The sequence below is a fragment of the Priestia filamentosa genome, assembly GCF_900177535.1.
Classification (GTDB): domain Bacteria; phylum Bacillota; class Bacilli; order Bacillales; family Bacillaceae_H; genus Bacillus_I; species Bacillus_I filamentosa.
In genome coordinates this window covers 859,641-873,746 of the sequence record NZ_FXAJ01000002.1, presented here as the reverse complement: position 1 = coordinate 873,746, position 14,106 = coordinate 859,641, and the positions used below count along the sequence as shown (strand labels likewise).

At 35.2% G+C, this 14,106-nt stretch carries 14 protein-coding genes; 12 read left to right on the top strand and 2 right to left on the bottom strand.

All coding sequences use genetic code 11. The annotated features are described in order from the left end of the window. The first annotated feature begins 53 nt into the window (after positions 1–53). The 12 genes from B9N79_RS11490 to B9N79_RS11435 all read left to right on the top strand — a co-directional run bounded on the left by B9N79_RS11490 (position 54) and on the right by B9N79_RS11435 (position 11,068). The gene (locus B9N79_RS11490; RefSeq protein ID WP_046217404.1) at positions 54–1,415 is read left to right on the top strand and encodes an acetyl-CoA carboxylase biotin carboxylase subunit; all 1,362 of its coding nucleotides are present in this window, start codon (positions 54–56) and stop codon (positions 1,413–1,415) included. A 13-nt stretch (positions 1,416–1,428) separates the two neighbouring features. Further along, positions 1,429–1,641 carry an acetyl-CoA carboxylase biotin carboxyl carrier protein subunit gene (locus B9N79_RS11485; protein ID WP_046217403.1) on the top strand — a complete coding sequence of 71 codons (213 nt, stop codon included), beginning with the start codon at positions 1,429–1,431 and terminating at the stop codon, positions 1,639–1,641. A 34-nt stretch (positions 1,642–1,675) separates the two neighbouring features. Continuing rightward, the gene (locus tag B9N79_RS11480) at positions 1,676–2,575 is read left to right on the top strand and encodes a hydroxymethylglutaryl-CoA lyase (protein ID WP_040057466.1); all 900 of its coding nucleotides are present in this window, start codon (positions 1,676–1,678) and stop codon (positions 2,573–2,575) included. A 30-nt stretch (positions 2,576–2,605) separates the two neighbouring features. Next, a complete protein-coding gene (locus B9N79_RS11475; protein WP_046217402.1) occupies positions 2,606–3,388 on the top strand; it encodes an enoyl-CoA hydratase in 783 nt (260 codons plus the stop codon). A 30-nt stretch (positions 3,389–3,418) separates the two neighbouring features. Next, positions 3,419–4,957 carry an acyl-CoA carboxylase subunit beta gene (locus tag B9N79_RS11470; RefSeq protein WP_046217401.1) on the top strand — a complete coding sequence of 513 codons (1,539 nt, stop codon included), beginning with the start codon at positions 3,419–3,421 and terminating at the stop codon, positions 4,955–4,957. Positions 4,958–5,703: 746 nt separating this feature from the next. Beyond that, the gene (locus B9N79_RS11465; protein WP_239695510.1) at positions 5,704–6,717 is read left to right on the top strand and encodes a YeiH family protein; all 1,014 of its coding nucleotides are present in this window, start codon (positions 5,704–5,706) and stop codon (positions 6,715–6,717) included. Between the two features lie 310 nt (positions 6,718–7,027). After that, positions 7,028–7,660: a hypothetical protein gene (locus B9N79_RS11460; protein ID WP_019394151.1), complete on the top strand. Its 633-nt coding sequence runs from the start codon at positions 7,028–7,030 to the stop codon at positions 7,658–7,660. A 664-nt stretch (positions 7,661–8,324) separates the two neighbouring features. Then, positions 8,325–8,696, top strand: coding sequence for a DUF2089 domain-containing protein (locus B9N79_RS11455; RefSeq protein ID WP_019394152.1), 372 nt, complete (start codon positions 8,325–8,327; stop codon positions 8,694–8,696). Continuing rightward, positions 8,696–9,085, top strand: coding sequence for an SHOCT-like domain-containing protein (locus B9N79_RS11450; protein ID WP_019394153.1), 390 nt, complete (start codon positions 8,696–8,698; stop codon positions 9,083–9,085). Before B9N79_RS11455 ends, B9N79_RS11450 begins: the two co-directional genes overlap by 1 nt. 3 nt (positions 9,086–9,088) lie before the next feature. Beyond that, positions 9,089–9,358: a hypothetical protein gene (locus tag B9N79_RS11445; protein ID WP_019394154.1), complete on the top strand. Its 270-nt coding sequence runs from the start codon at positions 9,089–9,091 to the stop codon at positions 9,356–9,358. A 1,126-nt stretch (positions 9,359–10,484) separates the two neighbouring features. Beyond that, complete coding sequence (locus B9N79_RS11440) at positions 10,485–10,781, top strand: DUF2089 family protein (RefSeq protein WP_019394155.1); 297 nt, start codon at positions 10,485–10,487, stop codon at positions 10,779–10,781. A 2-nt stretch (positions 10,782–10,783) separates the two neighbouring features. Next, on the top strand, positions 10,784–11,068 hold the full coding sequence (locus tag B9N79_RS11435; RefSeq protein ID WP_019394156.1) for a hypothetical protein: 285 nt from the start codon (positions 10,784–10,786) through the stop codon (positions 11,066–11,068). A gap of 105 nt (positions 11,069–11,173) precedes the next feature. Here B9N79_RS11435 and B9N79_RS11430 read toward each other — a convergent pair whose 3' ends face one another. After that, positions 11,174–12,025 carry a MurR/RpiR family transcriptional regulator gene (locus tag B9N79_RS11430; RefSeq protein WP_046217399.1) on the bottom strand — a complete coding sequence of 284 codons (852 nt, stop codon included), beginning with the start codon at positions 12,023–12,025 and terminating at the stop codon, positions 11,174–11,176. A gap of 417 nt (positions 12,026–12,442) precedes the next feature. Further along, the gene (locus B9N79_RS11425) at positions 12,443–13,822 is read right to left on the bottom strand and encodes an aspartate aminotransferase family protein (protein ID WP_046217398.1); all 1,380 of its coding nucleotides are present in this window, start codon (positions 13,820–13,822) and stop codon (positions 12,443–12,445) included. Positions 13,823–14,106 lie beyond the last annotated feature (284 nt).

Genomic DNA, 14,106 nt, shown 5'->3' with positions numbered 1-14,106 from the left:
TCATGATGATACCGAAAAGTCCCATTAAATAAAAGATAGAAAGGGCGGAAAGTATGTTCAAAAAGGTTTTGATTGCTAATCGTGGTGAAATTGCTGTTCGGGTAATTCGGACATGCAAGGCCCTAGGAATTATTACAGTTGCTGTACATTCAGAAGCTGATGCGGACGCTCCCCATGTAAAAATGGCGAATGAGGCCCATTTAATTGGAGGTTCGCGTGTAGCAGAAAGTTATTTAAACATCGATAAGATTTTAGAAGTCGCCCGTTTAACAAAAGCACAGGCTATTCACCCTGGATACGGTCTGCTTTCCGAAAATGCCGAATTTGCCCGGCGCTGTGGGAAGGAAGGCCTGATATTCATTGGACCTTCTCCAGAGGTTATCTCCAAAATGGGCAGCAAGATCCAATCACGAAAAGCGATGGAAGAAGCAGGAGTCCCTGTGGTTCCCGGGATTACCTATCCTCTTGCTGATGCAGAGGAAGCGGTAGAAGCGGCTGACCTTATTGGTTATCCTGTAATGCTAAAAGCTTCCGCTGGAGGAGGCGGCATCGGAATGCAGGTTGTCCATAGCGGGGATGAAATCCGCAAAGCGTTTGCGGGGAATCAAAAACGGGCTACTGATTTCTTTGGCGATGGTACCATGTACATTGAAAAATTTGTGGAAAACCCTAGGCATATTGAAATTCAAATCCTGGCAGATGGTTTTGGCAATACCGTTTATCTATGGGAACGTGAATGTTCAATTCAGCGTCGCCATCAAAAAGTCGTTGAGGAAGCTCCGTCATCTTTTCTTTCTGAAACTACTCGCAGAAAAATGGGGGAGGCAGCAGTAAAAGCGGCAAAATCAATTGGATATAAAAATGCAGGAACAATTGAGTTTTTAGTAGATGAAGAGCAAAATTTTTATTTTCTTGAAATGAACACCCGTTTGCAGGTGGAACATCCAGTTACAGAAGAAATTACAGGTTTGGACTTAGTGGAAAAACAATTGAAAATCGCAGGGGATGAAGCACTGGATTTTTCTCAGGAAGAGGTAAAGCGTGAAGGTCATGCGATTGAAGTCAGAATCTACGCAGAAGATCCAAAAACATTTTTTCCTTCTCCAGGGAAAATCACCAAATTAGAATTGCCAAAAGGATCTGGAATTCGGCATGAATTAGCGGTTCATGATCAATCTGTAGTTACGCCTTTTTATGATCCAATGATTGCAAAACTCATTGTAAAAGGGAATGATCGTGACGACGCAATAAATCGTCTGCACGGGGCATTAGTGGATTATCATATCGAAGGAATTAAAACAAATATACCAATGCTGAAAGAAGTCATTGCCCACCCGGCATTTCGTTCAGGTGATACGACAACGGACTTTGTTGGAAAGTATTTAAAAACTAAAAAAACAAATAACGCGGAATAGAGGAGGAATAATGATGAGTGAAATCGTAGCAAGCATGGCAGGAAATGTGTGGAAAGTACTTGTTAAAGTTGGAGATCAAGTAGAAGAAGGCCAAGATGTAGTGATTTTAGAATCAATGAAAATGGAAATTCCGATTGCAGCCGAATCTGGTGGGACTGTTAAAGAAGTAAAAGTGAACGAGGGTGAATTTGTGAATGAAGGAGACATTATTGTAAAAGTTGAATAAGTCCTAAAATCATCGGAAGAAAGGTGATAAAGCAATGAAATGGCCCAAGAATATAACCATTAAAGAGGTTGGTCCACGGGATGGATTGCAAAACGAAAAGGATTTCATTTCAACAGAAGATAAAATTTCCTTGATTAATCAATTGTCTGCTAGCGGATTAAAATCGATTGAGATTACCTCCTTTGTCAATCCAAAATGGATTCCTACCCTTTCAGATGCCACTGCGGTTGCCACAGGCATTACAAAAGTGCCAGGTGTAACCTATACGGCTCTCGTTCCAAACCAAAAAGGTTTGGAACGGGCGTTTGAAGCAAATGTTGATGAAGTAGCTGTATTTATGTCAACCAGCGAAACTCATAATCTAAAAAATATTAATAAATCGATTAGCGATACATTCCCTATCTTAAGAAATCTGGTCCAAAAAACCCTTGCAGTAGGAAAACCCAGCAGAGGTTATGTTTCTACTGTTTTTGGATGCCCGTATGAAGGGCCTATCGATATAAATGAGGTTATAAGAGTTTCAGAAACCTTATTTGAGATGGGGATTAACGAACTGTCACTTGGAGATACGATTGGTGTTGCGAATCCAAAGCAGGTCCAAGAGTTATTGGAAGTTTTCTTGAAAAGATTTCCGGCAGATAAATTAGCGATGCACTTTCATGATACAAGGGGAACAGCCTTAGCTAACGTCTTAGTATCGTTAGAAATGGGTATTACCACTTTTGATTCTTCCATTGGAGGATTAGGAGGATGCCCTTATGCGCCTGGAGCATCAGGTAATGTGGCAACTGATGATTTACTTTATATGCTTCACGGAATGGAAATCCACACTGGGGTGGATCAGAAAAAGCTTTTATCTGCATCCCAATTTATTCAGAAGAAGATTGGGAGACCTTTACCTAGTAAAAGTCTTCAAGCTTCAACCTCCCAATAGACATTAATACCGTGTGAGGAAGGTGAAAATATGAATAAAATGATATTAGTTAACAGGCTGGAAAACGGAATCGTAATGATTACATTAAATCGCCCTGAAGCGGCTAATGCTTTATCTCTTCAAATGCTAGGGGAACTTCAAGAAGCGGTTCTATTATGTAAATATGACCGGACAATCCGTTGTGTAGTCATTACAGGGGGTGGAGAAAAGGCCTTTTGTGCGGGTGCTGATTTAAAAGAACGCGCAGATATGGACCAGATTCAGGTACGGAAGACGCTTGCTTTGATCCGTGAGAATATCAATGATTTAGAATCATTACCACAGCCAATTATTGCGGCTGTGAATGGTGTTGCGTTAGGTGGGGGAACAGAACTTGCGCTAGCTTGTGATATCCGTATTGCTTCTGAAACAGCGAAGCTTGGTCTAACGGAGACTTCGCTGGGAATTATACCTGGTGCAGGCGGGACGCAGCGTTTACCGAGATTAGTAGGAAAAGGACGGGCTAAGGAACTTATTTTTACAGCGAGACGTATTGATGCAGCAGAAGCCTTAGAAATTGGGTTAGTAGAGCATACGGCCCCTTCAAATCATTTGATTAAAAAAGCTTTAGAAATCGCAGGGCAAATTGTCCGAAATGGTCCAATTGCCGTCGCGCAAGCAAAGTTCGCCATTGATAAAGGCTATGATGTTGATATGAACACCGGTCTTGCCATTGAGCAAAGTGCCTATGAAGTAACGATTCCATCGAAGGATCGTTTAGAAGGCTTACAGGCCTTTAAGGAAAAAAGAACCCCCATATATATTGGAGAATAAAAAAATGGAATGAATAGAGGAGGAAAGACAATGGATATGAAACCTCTACAACAAATACTTGAAGAAAGAGTAGAAAGAATTAAAAAAGGGGGTGCTCTTAAGTATCATGAAAAAAACACAGAACAAGGAAAACTTTTTGTTCGGGACCGTTTAAAACAGTTATTCGATCCTGGCTTTGAACTGGAGGATGCGCTATTTGCAAACTGCATGGCGGGGGAACTTCCTGCCGATGGAGTTGTGACAGGAATGGGGAAGATTAATGGCCAGGTTGTTTGTGTGATGGCTAATGATTCAACTATTAAAGCAGGTTCCTGGGGATCACGGACGGTTGAAAAAATCATTCGAATTCAAGAAACAGCTGAGAAACTTCGCATACCACTAATTTATTTAGTAGATTCAGCAGGAGCAAGGATTACAGATCAGGTAGAAATGTTTCCTGGGCGTCGCGGGGCAGGCAGAATCTTTTACAATCAAGTGAAACTATCTGGAAAAGTACCGCAAATTTGTCTTCTGTTTGGTCCATCTGCCGCAGGTGGGGCTTATATCCCGGCATTTTGCGATATTGTTATCATGGTAGATAAAAATGCATCAATGTACCTTGGCTCACCACGGATGGCCGAAATGGTTATCGGGGAAAAAGTTACATTGGAAGAAATGGGCGGCGCTCGTATGCATTGTTCAGTATCAGGGTGCGGTGATGTACTCGCTAAAAATGAAGAGGAAGCTATTTCCATTGCCCGCAATTATCTTTCTTACTTTCCGGCAAATTTTTCAGAAAAGCCGCCAGTTCATGAGGCAGTAGCACCTAAACAAATGAAGAAATCATTGGAAGAGCTGATTCCGGCAAATCAAAACTCTCCCTTTAATATGCATGACCTTATTAATGGAATTATTGATGAAGGTTCTTTCTTTGAGATTAAGAAATTATTTGCTACCGAGCTTATTACAGGTCTTGCCCGTATGGACGGAAAACCGATCGGCATCATAGCTAATCAGCCTCGTGTAAAGGGTGGCGTGCTATTCCATGATAGTGCTGACAAAGCTGCGAAATTTATTAATCTTTGTGATGCATACCATATTCCGTTATTGTTCCTAGTTGATGTGCCTGGATTTATGATTGGCACAAAGGTAGAACGGGCAGGAATCATTCGACATGGTGCAAAAATGATTTCTGCGATGGCGGAGGCAACTGTGCCCAAGATATCTGTTATCGTTCGAAAGGCATACGGTGCAGGTCTATATGCAATGGCCGGCCCGGCGTTTGAACCCGATGCTTGTTTGGCTCTACCTTCCGCTTCAATTGCCGTGATGGGACCAGAAGCAGCCGTCAATGCTGTGTATGCCAACAAAATTGCTGTATTACCTGAAGAAGAGAAGGCTGCATTTATTGCTGAAAAGCGTGCGGAATATAAAGAAGATATTGATATTTACCGGCTTGCTTCAGAAATGGTTATTGATGGAGTCATTCCGGCAAACTCACTACGCGATGAGTTAACTAAACGCTTTGAAGCATATTCTTCAAAATACCTAATTTTTTCTGAGCGTAAGCACCCCGTCTATCCTGTATAATATTTGGTTTTATACGAGGAGGTTTGTCCTGTGAATAAAGGTAAAACAGTAGAATCTTTTGTGAAAGCAATTCATGATGAAGCATTTTTAAAAACTTTTTATCTAAAACATAAAAATGATCTAACCCTCTAACACCTAAAAGAGATAAATATTCATTGAGCTGCTAGACTTTTGTAAAAGTATATGTAAAAAGCAAGAAAAAGCTCAAGCAAGTGGGCATTCAACGTGTTTGAGCTTTTATTAGTTTCTTGAAGAGGCTTTATCTTAAACTAAGAAATTATGGTGGGTAGAAGAAGTCTCAAATTATTTTTTTATATGTAGAAGTGTAAATTGAGATTCTTAAAGATGATGTGTAAGTTAGTTTGACAGTCTTCAATTAAAGATAAAATTATAACGACAGACCGTGCACGTGAGTCTTTATGGGGGAGGGGAATGTTACTCCTAGGCATACCCTAATGAATTTTTAGAAAGAAAGACTGTTGTCTTTTGGCAGCGGGTAAAAACTTGGTCAAATCCTCTAAGTAGCATAGAACAATATTCGTGATGTAAAATTGCTTGTTGATAAAAATACCCTAGTTCCTCTCCCCTAATGTTAACGATTAACATTATTAATCATTAAGATAATTTATCTATATTTCCCTAATGTTTTATCTCCTTTTATAGTAAAAGTATAAATAAATTATTTAGTTTAAAACTAAATAATTAGTATTGGGGATAAGAATATGACAGCTAAAGAAAAAAATACAATGTTATTACGCACAGAAGTTAAGAAACTCTCTTCTTTTGCCTTATGGTTTGTGGGCATTGGGTTTACTTTTATTATTGCATTAATGGGGTATGGATTGGCTAAAGTTCCTGGTTTTAATCACGTTGGGCAACTTGCCTGTGCTATTGTGATTGCTGTAATTTACCGTCAGATGTGGGGGTATCCTGAAAGTATACGCTCAGGAGTTGAATTTTCTTCCAAGAGACTATTACGTTTTGCTATTATTTTATTTGGTTTAAAGTTAAATATTGATGTAGTCATTCATCAGGGATTAGGTCTACTAGTCCGAGATGTAGGAACCATTGTTTTTTCAATTTTCTTAACAGTTTTAATTGCTAAATGGCTAAAGGCAGATGCTTCTTTATCTCTCCTTTTAGGAATTGGAACAGGAGTTTGTGGAGCAGCTGCTATCGCAGCCGTTTCTCCGATTTTGAAAGCAAAAGAAAAAGATACGGCTATAGGGGCTGGTATAATTGCTTTGGTAGGGACAATATTTGCTATTGGATATACAATTTTAAGACCTTATATCGGATTGACAGATGTTCAATATGGCATTTGGGCAGGGGTTGGACTACATGAAATTGCACATGTAGCTTTAGCCGCAGCTCCTGGTGGACGCGATGCTTTAGCAATAGGTCTATTAGCGAAATTAGGTCGGGTCTTCCTACTTGTTCCATTAAGTTTTATCTTAATGTATTGGATGAAACGTACGGGAAAAGTTCAGGAAGATACAAAAATTGAATTCCCTTGGTTTTTAATAGGATTCATTATGATGAGTGTTTTTGGAAGCTATGTTCTAGGAAAGTACATTATTATATCTAAGAATATTATGAATGATATTTCAGGTCTAACAACCTTTATTTTAACTATGGCTATGGTGGGATTAGGATTAAACGTAAGTTTAAAAGATCTCCGAACAAAAGCCTTTAAGCCACTGATTGCTATGTTTATCACCTCTATCTTACTATCGTTTTTTACATTCCTAATAATGTAGAGGTAAGAACGATGTAGTTAGGACTAAATAATAGGTCTCTTTGATTTTTTGTCTGGAATATATTTTACGTAAAACATCTTTTCAAAACTCATCAATAAAAAAATATTTCCTTCTGGACTTCTTAAATTGAACAGTCTTCACCATAGAGTATGAATTTTGTTTTCAATAAACCAATTTAATGAAGATATAAGGAGTTTTAGAGATTCATTGCACTTTTGTTAGACGTATCTATTGATTTAAACCTCTTTTTGTTTATTTACTAGCCAGACGGGCAATATAATCATAAGTAGACGAAGGAGGAAAAGTTTATATGAATAAGAAAACCGTTGTGCTATGTGTTTCAATAGTGGGGGCTCTTACTATGAGCAGTCTTTCTGGATGTGCTAGTGAAGAAAAATCTCCTACCATTAACACTGATACCTCTCAAAAACAAACAAATCTACAGAAATACACTAAGTATCCCGAAAAGAATGGTAATCAAGATGAAGAGTTTGATTTAGTAGGAACACTGGATAAGGAAACACAAGACGAATTAACCCTTATCATTGATAATGAAAAAGTCAAAATACCAAAAAGAAATACCTTTGAAAAAGAGGATGAAATAAATGGGGACATAAAAGGGGAATTGGTGAAAATTGAGGTAAACACAAAAGGTCAAAATGCTGAAAGCTTAGAATTAACCCCTCAAGCTAAAGCTAATGATGAGGGTATTTACGAAAAAGAATCAGATGGAGATTACAACGTAATTGGAAAGCTAATTAATGAAACAAGTAATGAAGTCACGATAGAAGTACATAATGGTAAAAAAACTTATACAAAAGCAAATGATTTTGAAAAGGATGTTGACAATAAATCTCAAGATATTCAAGGTAAGATAGTGCGTCTAGAAGTTAAAAAAAATAATAAAGTGGAAAGCCTTGAGGTAGAATCAGAGGATCAGTAAGTCTTTCTTAAACTGGTGGAAAAAGGGGGCTGTCCAAAAAAATAGGAAGATATAAGAAATCCTAGTTTTCCGGACAGGGTGTTAATCCTTCTACAAAGTAAAATGCAAAAAGTACGCAAAATAAAGTTTAAATTTGCAATTGGTAAGATAACGGAAATTTAAAATATTAAGTGATTTTATTAAGAAAAATGCCTTGTTGATGTGTTGTTACCAATTGACGATTGTAGGTTGATTTATTCTTATATTTATTAAAATAAAAAGGAGAGCGTTATGAAGCTCTCCTTTACTTACGACACAAACTCTTTTTCGATTTCATCTTGTTTTAATTTTATGGTCTTGATTTTCTTGATAAAATAGTAATGTTTGTTATGAAGAAAAGTGTCTTCCAAAAGTTTCAGAAAATGTTCTAAAATAATGAACTCACTATAGATCGAAGAACCTTTCTTTAAGTGTCAAATAGGCTCTTATCCCTTTCTCGACAATCAGACAGACTCTCTAATGAGTCTGTTTTTTAATTTAAATCATGCGTTGGAAAATTAATTTATTTAATTTGTGATTTGATTTATTAAATAAAATCGTGATTTTTTATAAAAATATTAAATATTTATTTTAAAATTAAAAGATGTAGTGTATGATATGATTAAATGAAAGAAAGGAGAACAGTATGGCATATCCTTTACTCACTAATTGCCCGGTTTGCACGAAGGCGCTTAAAATTACTAAGCTACAGTGTAACCATTGCCAGACAACGGTAGAAAACGAATTTGAAGTTTCAAGACTGGCGGCTCTCGGTCAGGAACAGCTGCATTTTATTGAAATTTTTCTTAAATGTCGTGGAAATATAAAAGAAGTCGAGAAGGAACTTGGAATTTCCTATCCGACTGTCAGAGGAAAATTAGATGAAATTATCTCTACCCTGGGATATTCCTCTCAAAAGAAACCGGAAGTAGATAAGAAAAAAATTGTATCGCTATTGGAAAAAGGCGAAATTACGGCAGAGAAAGCCATTCAGTTATTAAAAGAGGGGGAAGTATAATGAAGGACGAAATTTCGAGAGTCTTAACGCTGGTGGAGGAAGGAAAGATTGATAAGGAAAAAGCAAGTGAATTAATTAATATTTTACAAGGTAAAGATCAGCCAGAGCTAGTGACAATAAATAAAGAAGTCCCATATGGAAATAAAATGTTAAAGATTCGTGTGAGCTCTGAAGAAGGAGATAATGTAAATGTGAATTTACCAATTAATCTGGTAAAGGCTGTTTTGAAAGTAGGGACAAACATTGCTGAAAAAATACCTGAGGCAGAAAAATATGTAAAAGATATTAACATTGACCTGCTCATTGAAGCAATTGAAAATGAATTGGACGGACAGATTGTTGACATCACCTCATCCAAGGGTGATAAAGTCTTCGTGGTGATTGAGTAAATTATGTTAAAAGTCAAGGTGAAAGTAAAGGATAAACGATTTTCCATTCCCGTTCCCTATACGGTTTTAAATTTGGTTAGTTTGATTGTTACATCAAAAAGGATTAATCGCTTAATAAATAAAGCAATTGAAAAAGACGGCAGCAAATTCATATTCCCGGAAATTGAAAGAAAAGATTTGAAGCTGTTGCTGCAAGGATTTTCTAAGTACAGTGGAGTTATCCTTGTTGAAACGAGATTGAAGGATGGAACTGAGGTAGAAGTAAAGCTTTAAATAAAACTTCTAAGTCGCCTTTTTTAAGGGAAACAGCTTCGTCTTTTTGGTCATTTTGTACCTAATCTATAGGATTAGCAATAGTAGTAAGTCAATATAAGAGACTAACAGTGTTTTTATGATTTTCTGTTCAGTACCAATGCTGATTCTCGCACCCATTTTCTACTAAAGGGCGCTTTAATGAATTAAGGAAAAAGCCTAATTTCTTCGCATTAAATTGAGAAATTAGGCTTTTTAATATTGAATTTTCCTTAAAGTTATAAATCCATATTTTCCTGACGCTATTCCTATAAAATTAGTATCCTCTTTCACTCCCAGCGTATCTAATATATAATCTTTAGAAGTTATTTCCTTGAAGATTGGAGTGTTACTCCTATTTCGGTAAACCATCAAGAAATGAGAGTTTATAACAGAAAAACTTATTATAGTTCTTTTAATACTCTTCATAAGACTGATCTTTTGTTGGGCTTATTATATTATTGGAGTAGCTTTAAAAAAACCACATTTTTAAAATCGTCATCTCTCCATCATCTAAATAAAGTATAACTTGCATAAATCGAAAATCATCTTATTGCTGGTCCTGATAAGATAGAAATTTATTTTAAAAATAAGTATGATGAAACGGCACGAATAAAAAGGGTATACATAGCTAATAAGTGGGCAAGTAATGGAAAAGAACTTTACGATATAACGTGGAAAAACGGTAATCAGATTTAATTTAAAATGTATTATGAACGAACAACAAAACATTAGATTACGTACTTAAGGAACGGGAAAGTAAAAGGAAATTTGAGAATCATTTTTAATCATAATGAATAATCATAAGATGAAAAGACCGGCATTTAACTTTGGTAACCATTTTTTCATTTAATTCACGTCCTTAAAAGTATAACTAAAGGGAAAGAAAAGGCTCAAATTTGTTGAATGGCAACGAGTTTGAGCTTTTACTACTTTATTGAAGAAGTTTTATCCAAACTAGAAATTCATATCATATACAACATATCTTTTATCGATAATACCAACCAAGTTTTATAACATAATTGAAATAATTTTAAATATTTTTATTTTAAACTTGAATAAAATTAATTTTTAATTTAACATTATTTATATAAGGAGGTGGTTATTTATGGAAAGAGGAGAAATTCCTTCATGGGTTCTTGCATTAGATAAAGAGTCTTTAGAATTTATTAGGAAATTTATTTTGAATTCAGGCTCGTTAAAAAACATGTCTAGTCTCTATGATGTTTCTTATCCAACTGTACGAGCAAAACTAGATCGTTTAATAAAAAAAATTGAAGTGCATAGTCAAGAGGAAGATGTAGAATTTGTAAATATGATTAAGGGTTTTGTTATTGATGAACGTTTGAGCCTCGATGTGGCTAAAATCATTATTGAAAAATATAAAACAGAAAAGGATGTTTAATGATGGATTATATAGTGAAAATACTAGTAGTCATTCTTATTTTGCTTATTCAAGAATATTTATCAACGCGAAAGAACCCTTATTTAGGTGGGATTCTTCCCATTGTATACATAGGTGTTATTAGCCTCTTTTTTAATAGATTAATGGATAATAATGATAATTCTTCTACATGGGTCATCCTAATTGTTGCTTTATGTGGACTGTTAAGCACATGGATTTCAGGAAGAGAACGTTTTAAAAAGAAAAGACAAAAAGAATTAGATCGAATTGAATTACAAAATCTTTGATGGTTTTTAAGTACATTTATTAAAATGTAATAAGACAAAGCGTGCTTTCATACTTCATGAATCTGCTTTGTCTTATTCACTATGTAATTGTAAGACATTTAAAGATTATTTTTTATAGAAAATATCGAATTTCTCCCATATTTCTTCAAGAGATTCTAATTTATTTTGGAATTTTTCTTCTCTTCCTCTCCCTACTGATATAATAAGGGCATTTATTAAACTAAGGGGTGCCACAAATGAATCGATAAAAGTAGGCATCTGACTCGATGCTGTTAATGGCATGTCTGCGTATGGGATAAGAGGTGATAAAAGATTATCTGTTATTGCTATAGTAGAAGCTTCTCTTTCTTTGGCGTACTCTAGAACTTGTATGGTGCTTTTCGTATATCTCGCAAAGCTAATGCCAATAACTACATCATCCTTATTCAAATCATACAAACGCTCTGACACTGTTTCTATTGAGTGTATCAGCTCAACTTTATCTAAGAGAAATTGAAAGTAGTATTGTAAAAATACGCCTAAGGCTGTAGCGCTTCGATTCGCTACAATATACACTCTTTTAGCCTGTATAAGCCTGTCTACTGCTTGTTTAAACATATCGATGTCCAATTTCTCAAAAGTTGATTTTATGTTTGAGATATCATCTAAAAAGATATCATATATTCCTTGGTCTTCATCATTGTAAACCTCTTTAGAAATTTTTAATCTATCGGTTGTTGTCAACTGTTGTTGCGCAGAATTTTGTATATATTGTTGTAACTCTGGATAACCAGAACAACCTAAAAAAGTGGCAAACCGTACAACAGTGGCATGGCTAACTTTTGTGATTTTTGCTAATTTATCTGCGGTTAAAAAGGGAACTGTATTAGGGTTTTCTAAAATATATTTAGCTATTTTCATATTTGCCTTACTCATACTAGGCATTTGCTCTGCGATGTGTATATATATATTTTCCATAGGTTTAGACAATCTCCTTATTTTGTTAATGTTATAAACTATATTAAGGCTTTAGTTTGAAGGATATAGTTAAGATTATAAACTAAAAATACTCATCTTATATAGATTGTATATCATTCTAAATGCGTAGCAAACCTATATAAGGAATAAGGTGAATTCGAGATTTTAAAATATTATTTCTAGAAGCTAATTCTTCTCTTATTTTAAAGGGGAAACATATTTCAGGATTATCTTATAGTATATAGCCTTTAATTTTTTCTAAAAGGTGTTGGTAACAATCTGTTTACTTATTCAAATATTTTTTCATAAAAAAGAGATGATTGTACTCATTGAATAGAAAATAGAGCTATAAAGAGGTGTAAGGATACACACCTGTTATAGCTCTATTTTTCCTTCTTTAGCTTTAGTGAAGAACGCTTATTTATTTAAAACACGTTTGATGGCTTCATCATGAGCTGCTACTGTACGATGTACATCTTCTTCAGTGTGCACTACTGACATTGAGTAGCGATTAAGTGGTTTTGTATAAATACCTAACTTCAACAATTCATAATCAATTTGTTTTCGTAATTTTGTATTAGTTTTGCTCATATCACGATAATTTCTTATATCTCCTTCACCAAGGATAATATTAAAAATACTCCCCATGCCAAGTGTTTGCATAGTTAATCCATAAGATTTATAGATTTCCTCTAACTGTTTTCTTAGTAATTGAGTTCTTGCAAATAATTTGTCCATTGTACCTTCTTGTTCTAGTACATTAATCGTTGCTAATCCTGCTGAAAGTATAGTTGGATGACCATTGTATGTTCCACTATGATATAGAGGGTCTTGTTTATCGGTATTTTCTGCACCTGCTGTTAAAATGTCGCGACCATCTCTAGCAGAACTAATCATCATCATCTCTTTCTTCCCACCAATAGCTCCTATAGGGAAACCACCACCAAGAACTTTTCCTAAAGCTGTAATATCTGGTTTAATCCCATAAATTTTTTGTGCACCACCAAGTGATAATCTAAACCCAGTTTTTACTTCGTCGAAGATTAATACAATATTCAGCTTTTCTGTAATTTTGCGAAGACCTGTCATAAAATCTTGATTAGCAGGGATAAAACCACCTTGAATTGGTTCTAGAATAACACCTGCTAATTCATGTGCGTGATCTCTTAGAATTTTCTCTGTTGCGTCTAAATTATTAAATGGGAGAATAACTGTATTTTTAAGATAGTAATCTGGTAATCCTCTTGATTCACCTACTGCTTTAGGAGCTGATGGTTCCCCAGCTCTATCCATATCAGGATTAACACTTACAAGTACTTGATCATAGCCGCCATGATAATGCCCTTCAAATTTTGCAATTTTCTGTTTACCTGTGTAGGCAACAGCCGTACGAATAGCTAAAAGTGTTGCTTCTAATCCTGAGTTTGTATAGCGAACCATTTCAATACCTGGATATAACTCAATTAATTTTTCGGCCATCGTTGTTTCCATTTTGTGTGGTGTACCGAAGATAGTTGTACCAGATTCCATCATTTGCTTTGTTACAGCTTCAAATACTTTATGATGACCATGGCCTAAAATAAGAGCACCATAACATAATAAGTAATCAATGTATTCATTTCCATCTACATCAAAGAGCTTACTTCCTTTTCCTTTTTCCATCATTATTGGATGAGGATTAAAATATTTAATATTTGCTGTCACTCCACCAGGAATTACTTTACATGCTTTTTTAAATAGAGTTGCTGATGTTTGCGTGCTTTCGGATAACAATCCATTTTCTTGACCTTTCGTCAAAATAATCTCCACCCTTTATTTAAATAAATATTTCTTTTTTAATTATAACATGAAATATATATTTCATTAAAGGGGTAGAACATTTTTTTAATAACCTTAGTATAAATTTAAAAAGAAGAAGAAGCGGTTTTTTTATTAATCAAAAAGCATGATTTTTATGCCCAATAAAACATAGAGAAATTCACTTTCTTATATATCAACAATGGACATAAAAATAGAAGGCGCAAATCTCTTATTACTCAAATGATTTGTGCCTTCTTGACTTTTGTAAAGTACATGATGTT

What these genes read in the sequence shown, in the direction of transcription:
- B9N79_RS11490 (WP_046217404.1), top strand. Translation starts at nt 54, where the DNA reads ATGTTCAAAAAGGTTTTGATTGCTAATCGTGGTGAAATTGCTGTTCGG.
- B9N79_RS11485 (WP_046217403.1), top strand. Translation starts at nt 1,429, where the DNA reads ATGAGTGAAATCGTAGCAAGCATGGCAGGAAATGTGTGGAAAGTACTT.
- B9N79_RS11480 (WP_040057466.1), top strand. Translation starts at nt 1,676, where the DNA reads ATGAAATGGCCCAAGAATATAACCATTAAAGAGGTTGGTCCACGGGAT.
- B9N79_RS11475 (WP_046217402.1), top strand. Translation starts at nt 2,606, where the DNA reads ATGAATAAAATGATATTAGTTAACAGGCTGGAAAACGGAATCGTAATG.
- B9N79_RS11470 (WP_046217401.1), top strand. Translation starts at nt 3,419, where the DNA reads ATGGATATGAAACCTCTACAACAAATACTTGAAGAAAGAGTAGAAAGA.
- B9N79_RS11465 (WP_239695510.1), top strand. Translation starts at nt 5,704, where the DNA reads ATGTTATTACGCACAGAAGTTAAGAAACTCTCTTCTTTTGCCTTATGG.
- B9N79_RS11460 (WP_019394151.1), top strand. Translation starts at nt 7,028, where the DNA reads ATGAATAAGAAAACCGTTGTGCTATGTGTTTCAATAGTGGGGGCTCTT.
- B9N79_RS11455 (WP_019394152.1), top strand. Translation starts at nt 8,325, where the DNA reads ATGGCATATCCTTTACTCACTAATTGCCCGGTTTGCACGAAGGCGCTT.
- B9N79_RS11450 (WP_019394153.1), top strand. Translation starts at nt 8,696, where the DNA reads ATGAAGGACGAAATTTCGAGAGTCTTAACGCTGGTGGAGGAAGGAAAG.
- B9N79_RS11445 (WP_019394154.1), top strand. Translation starts at nt 9,089, where the DNA reads ATGTTAAAAGTCAAGGTGAAAGTAAAGGATAAACGATTTTCCATTCCC.
- B9N79_RS11440 (WP_019394155.1), top strand. Translation starts at nt 10,485, where the DNA reads ATGGAAAGAGGAGAAATTCCTTCATGGGTTCTTGCATTAGATAAAGAG.
- B9N79_RS11435 (WP_019394156.1), top strand. Translation starts at nt 10,784, where the DNA reads ATGGATTATATAGTGAAAATACTAGTAGTCATTCTTATTTTGCTTATT.
- B9N79_RS11430 (WP_046217399.1), bottom strand. Translation starts at nt 12,025, where the DNA reads ATGGAAAATATATATATACACATCGCAGAGCAAATGCCTAGTATGAGT.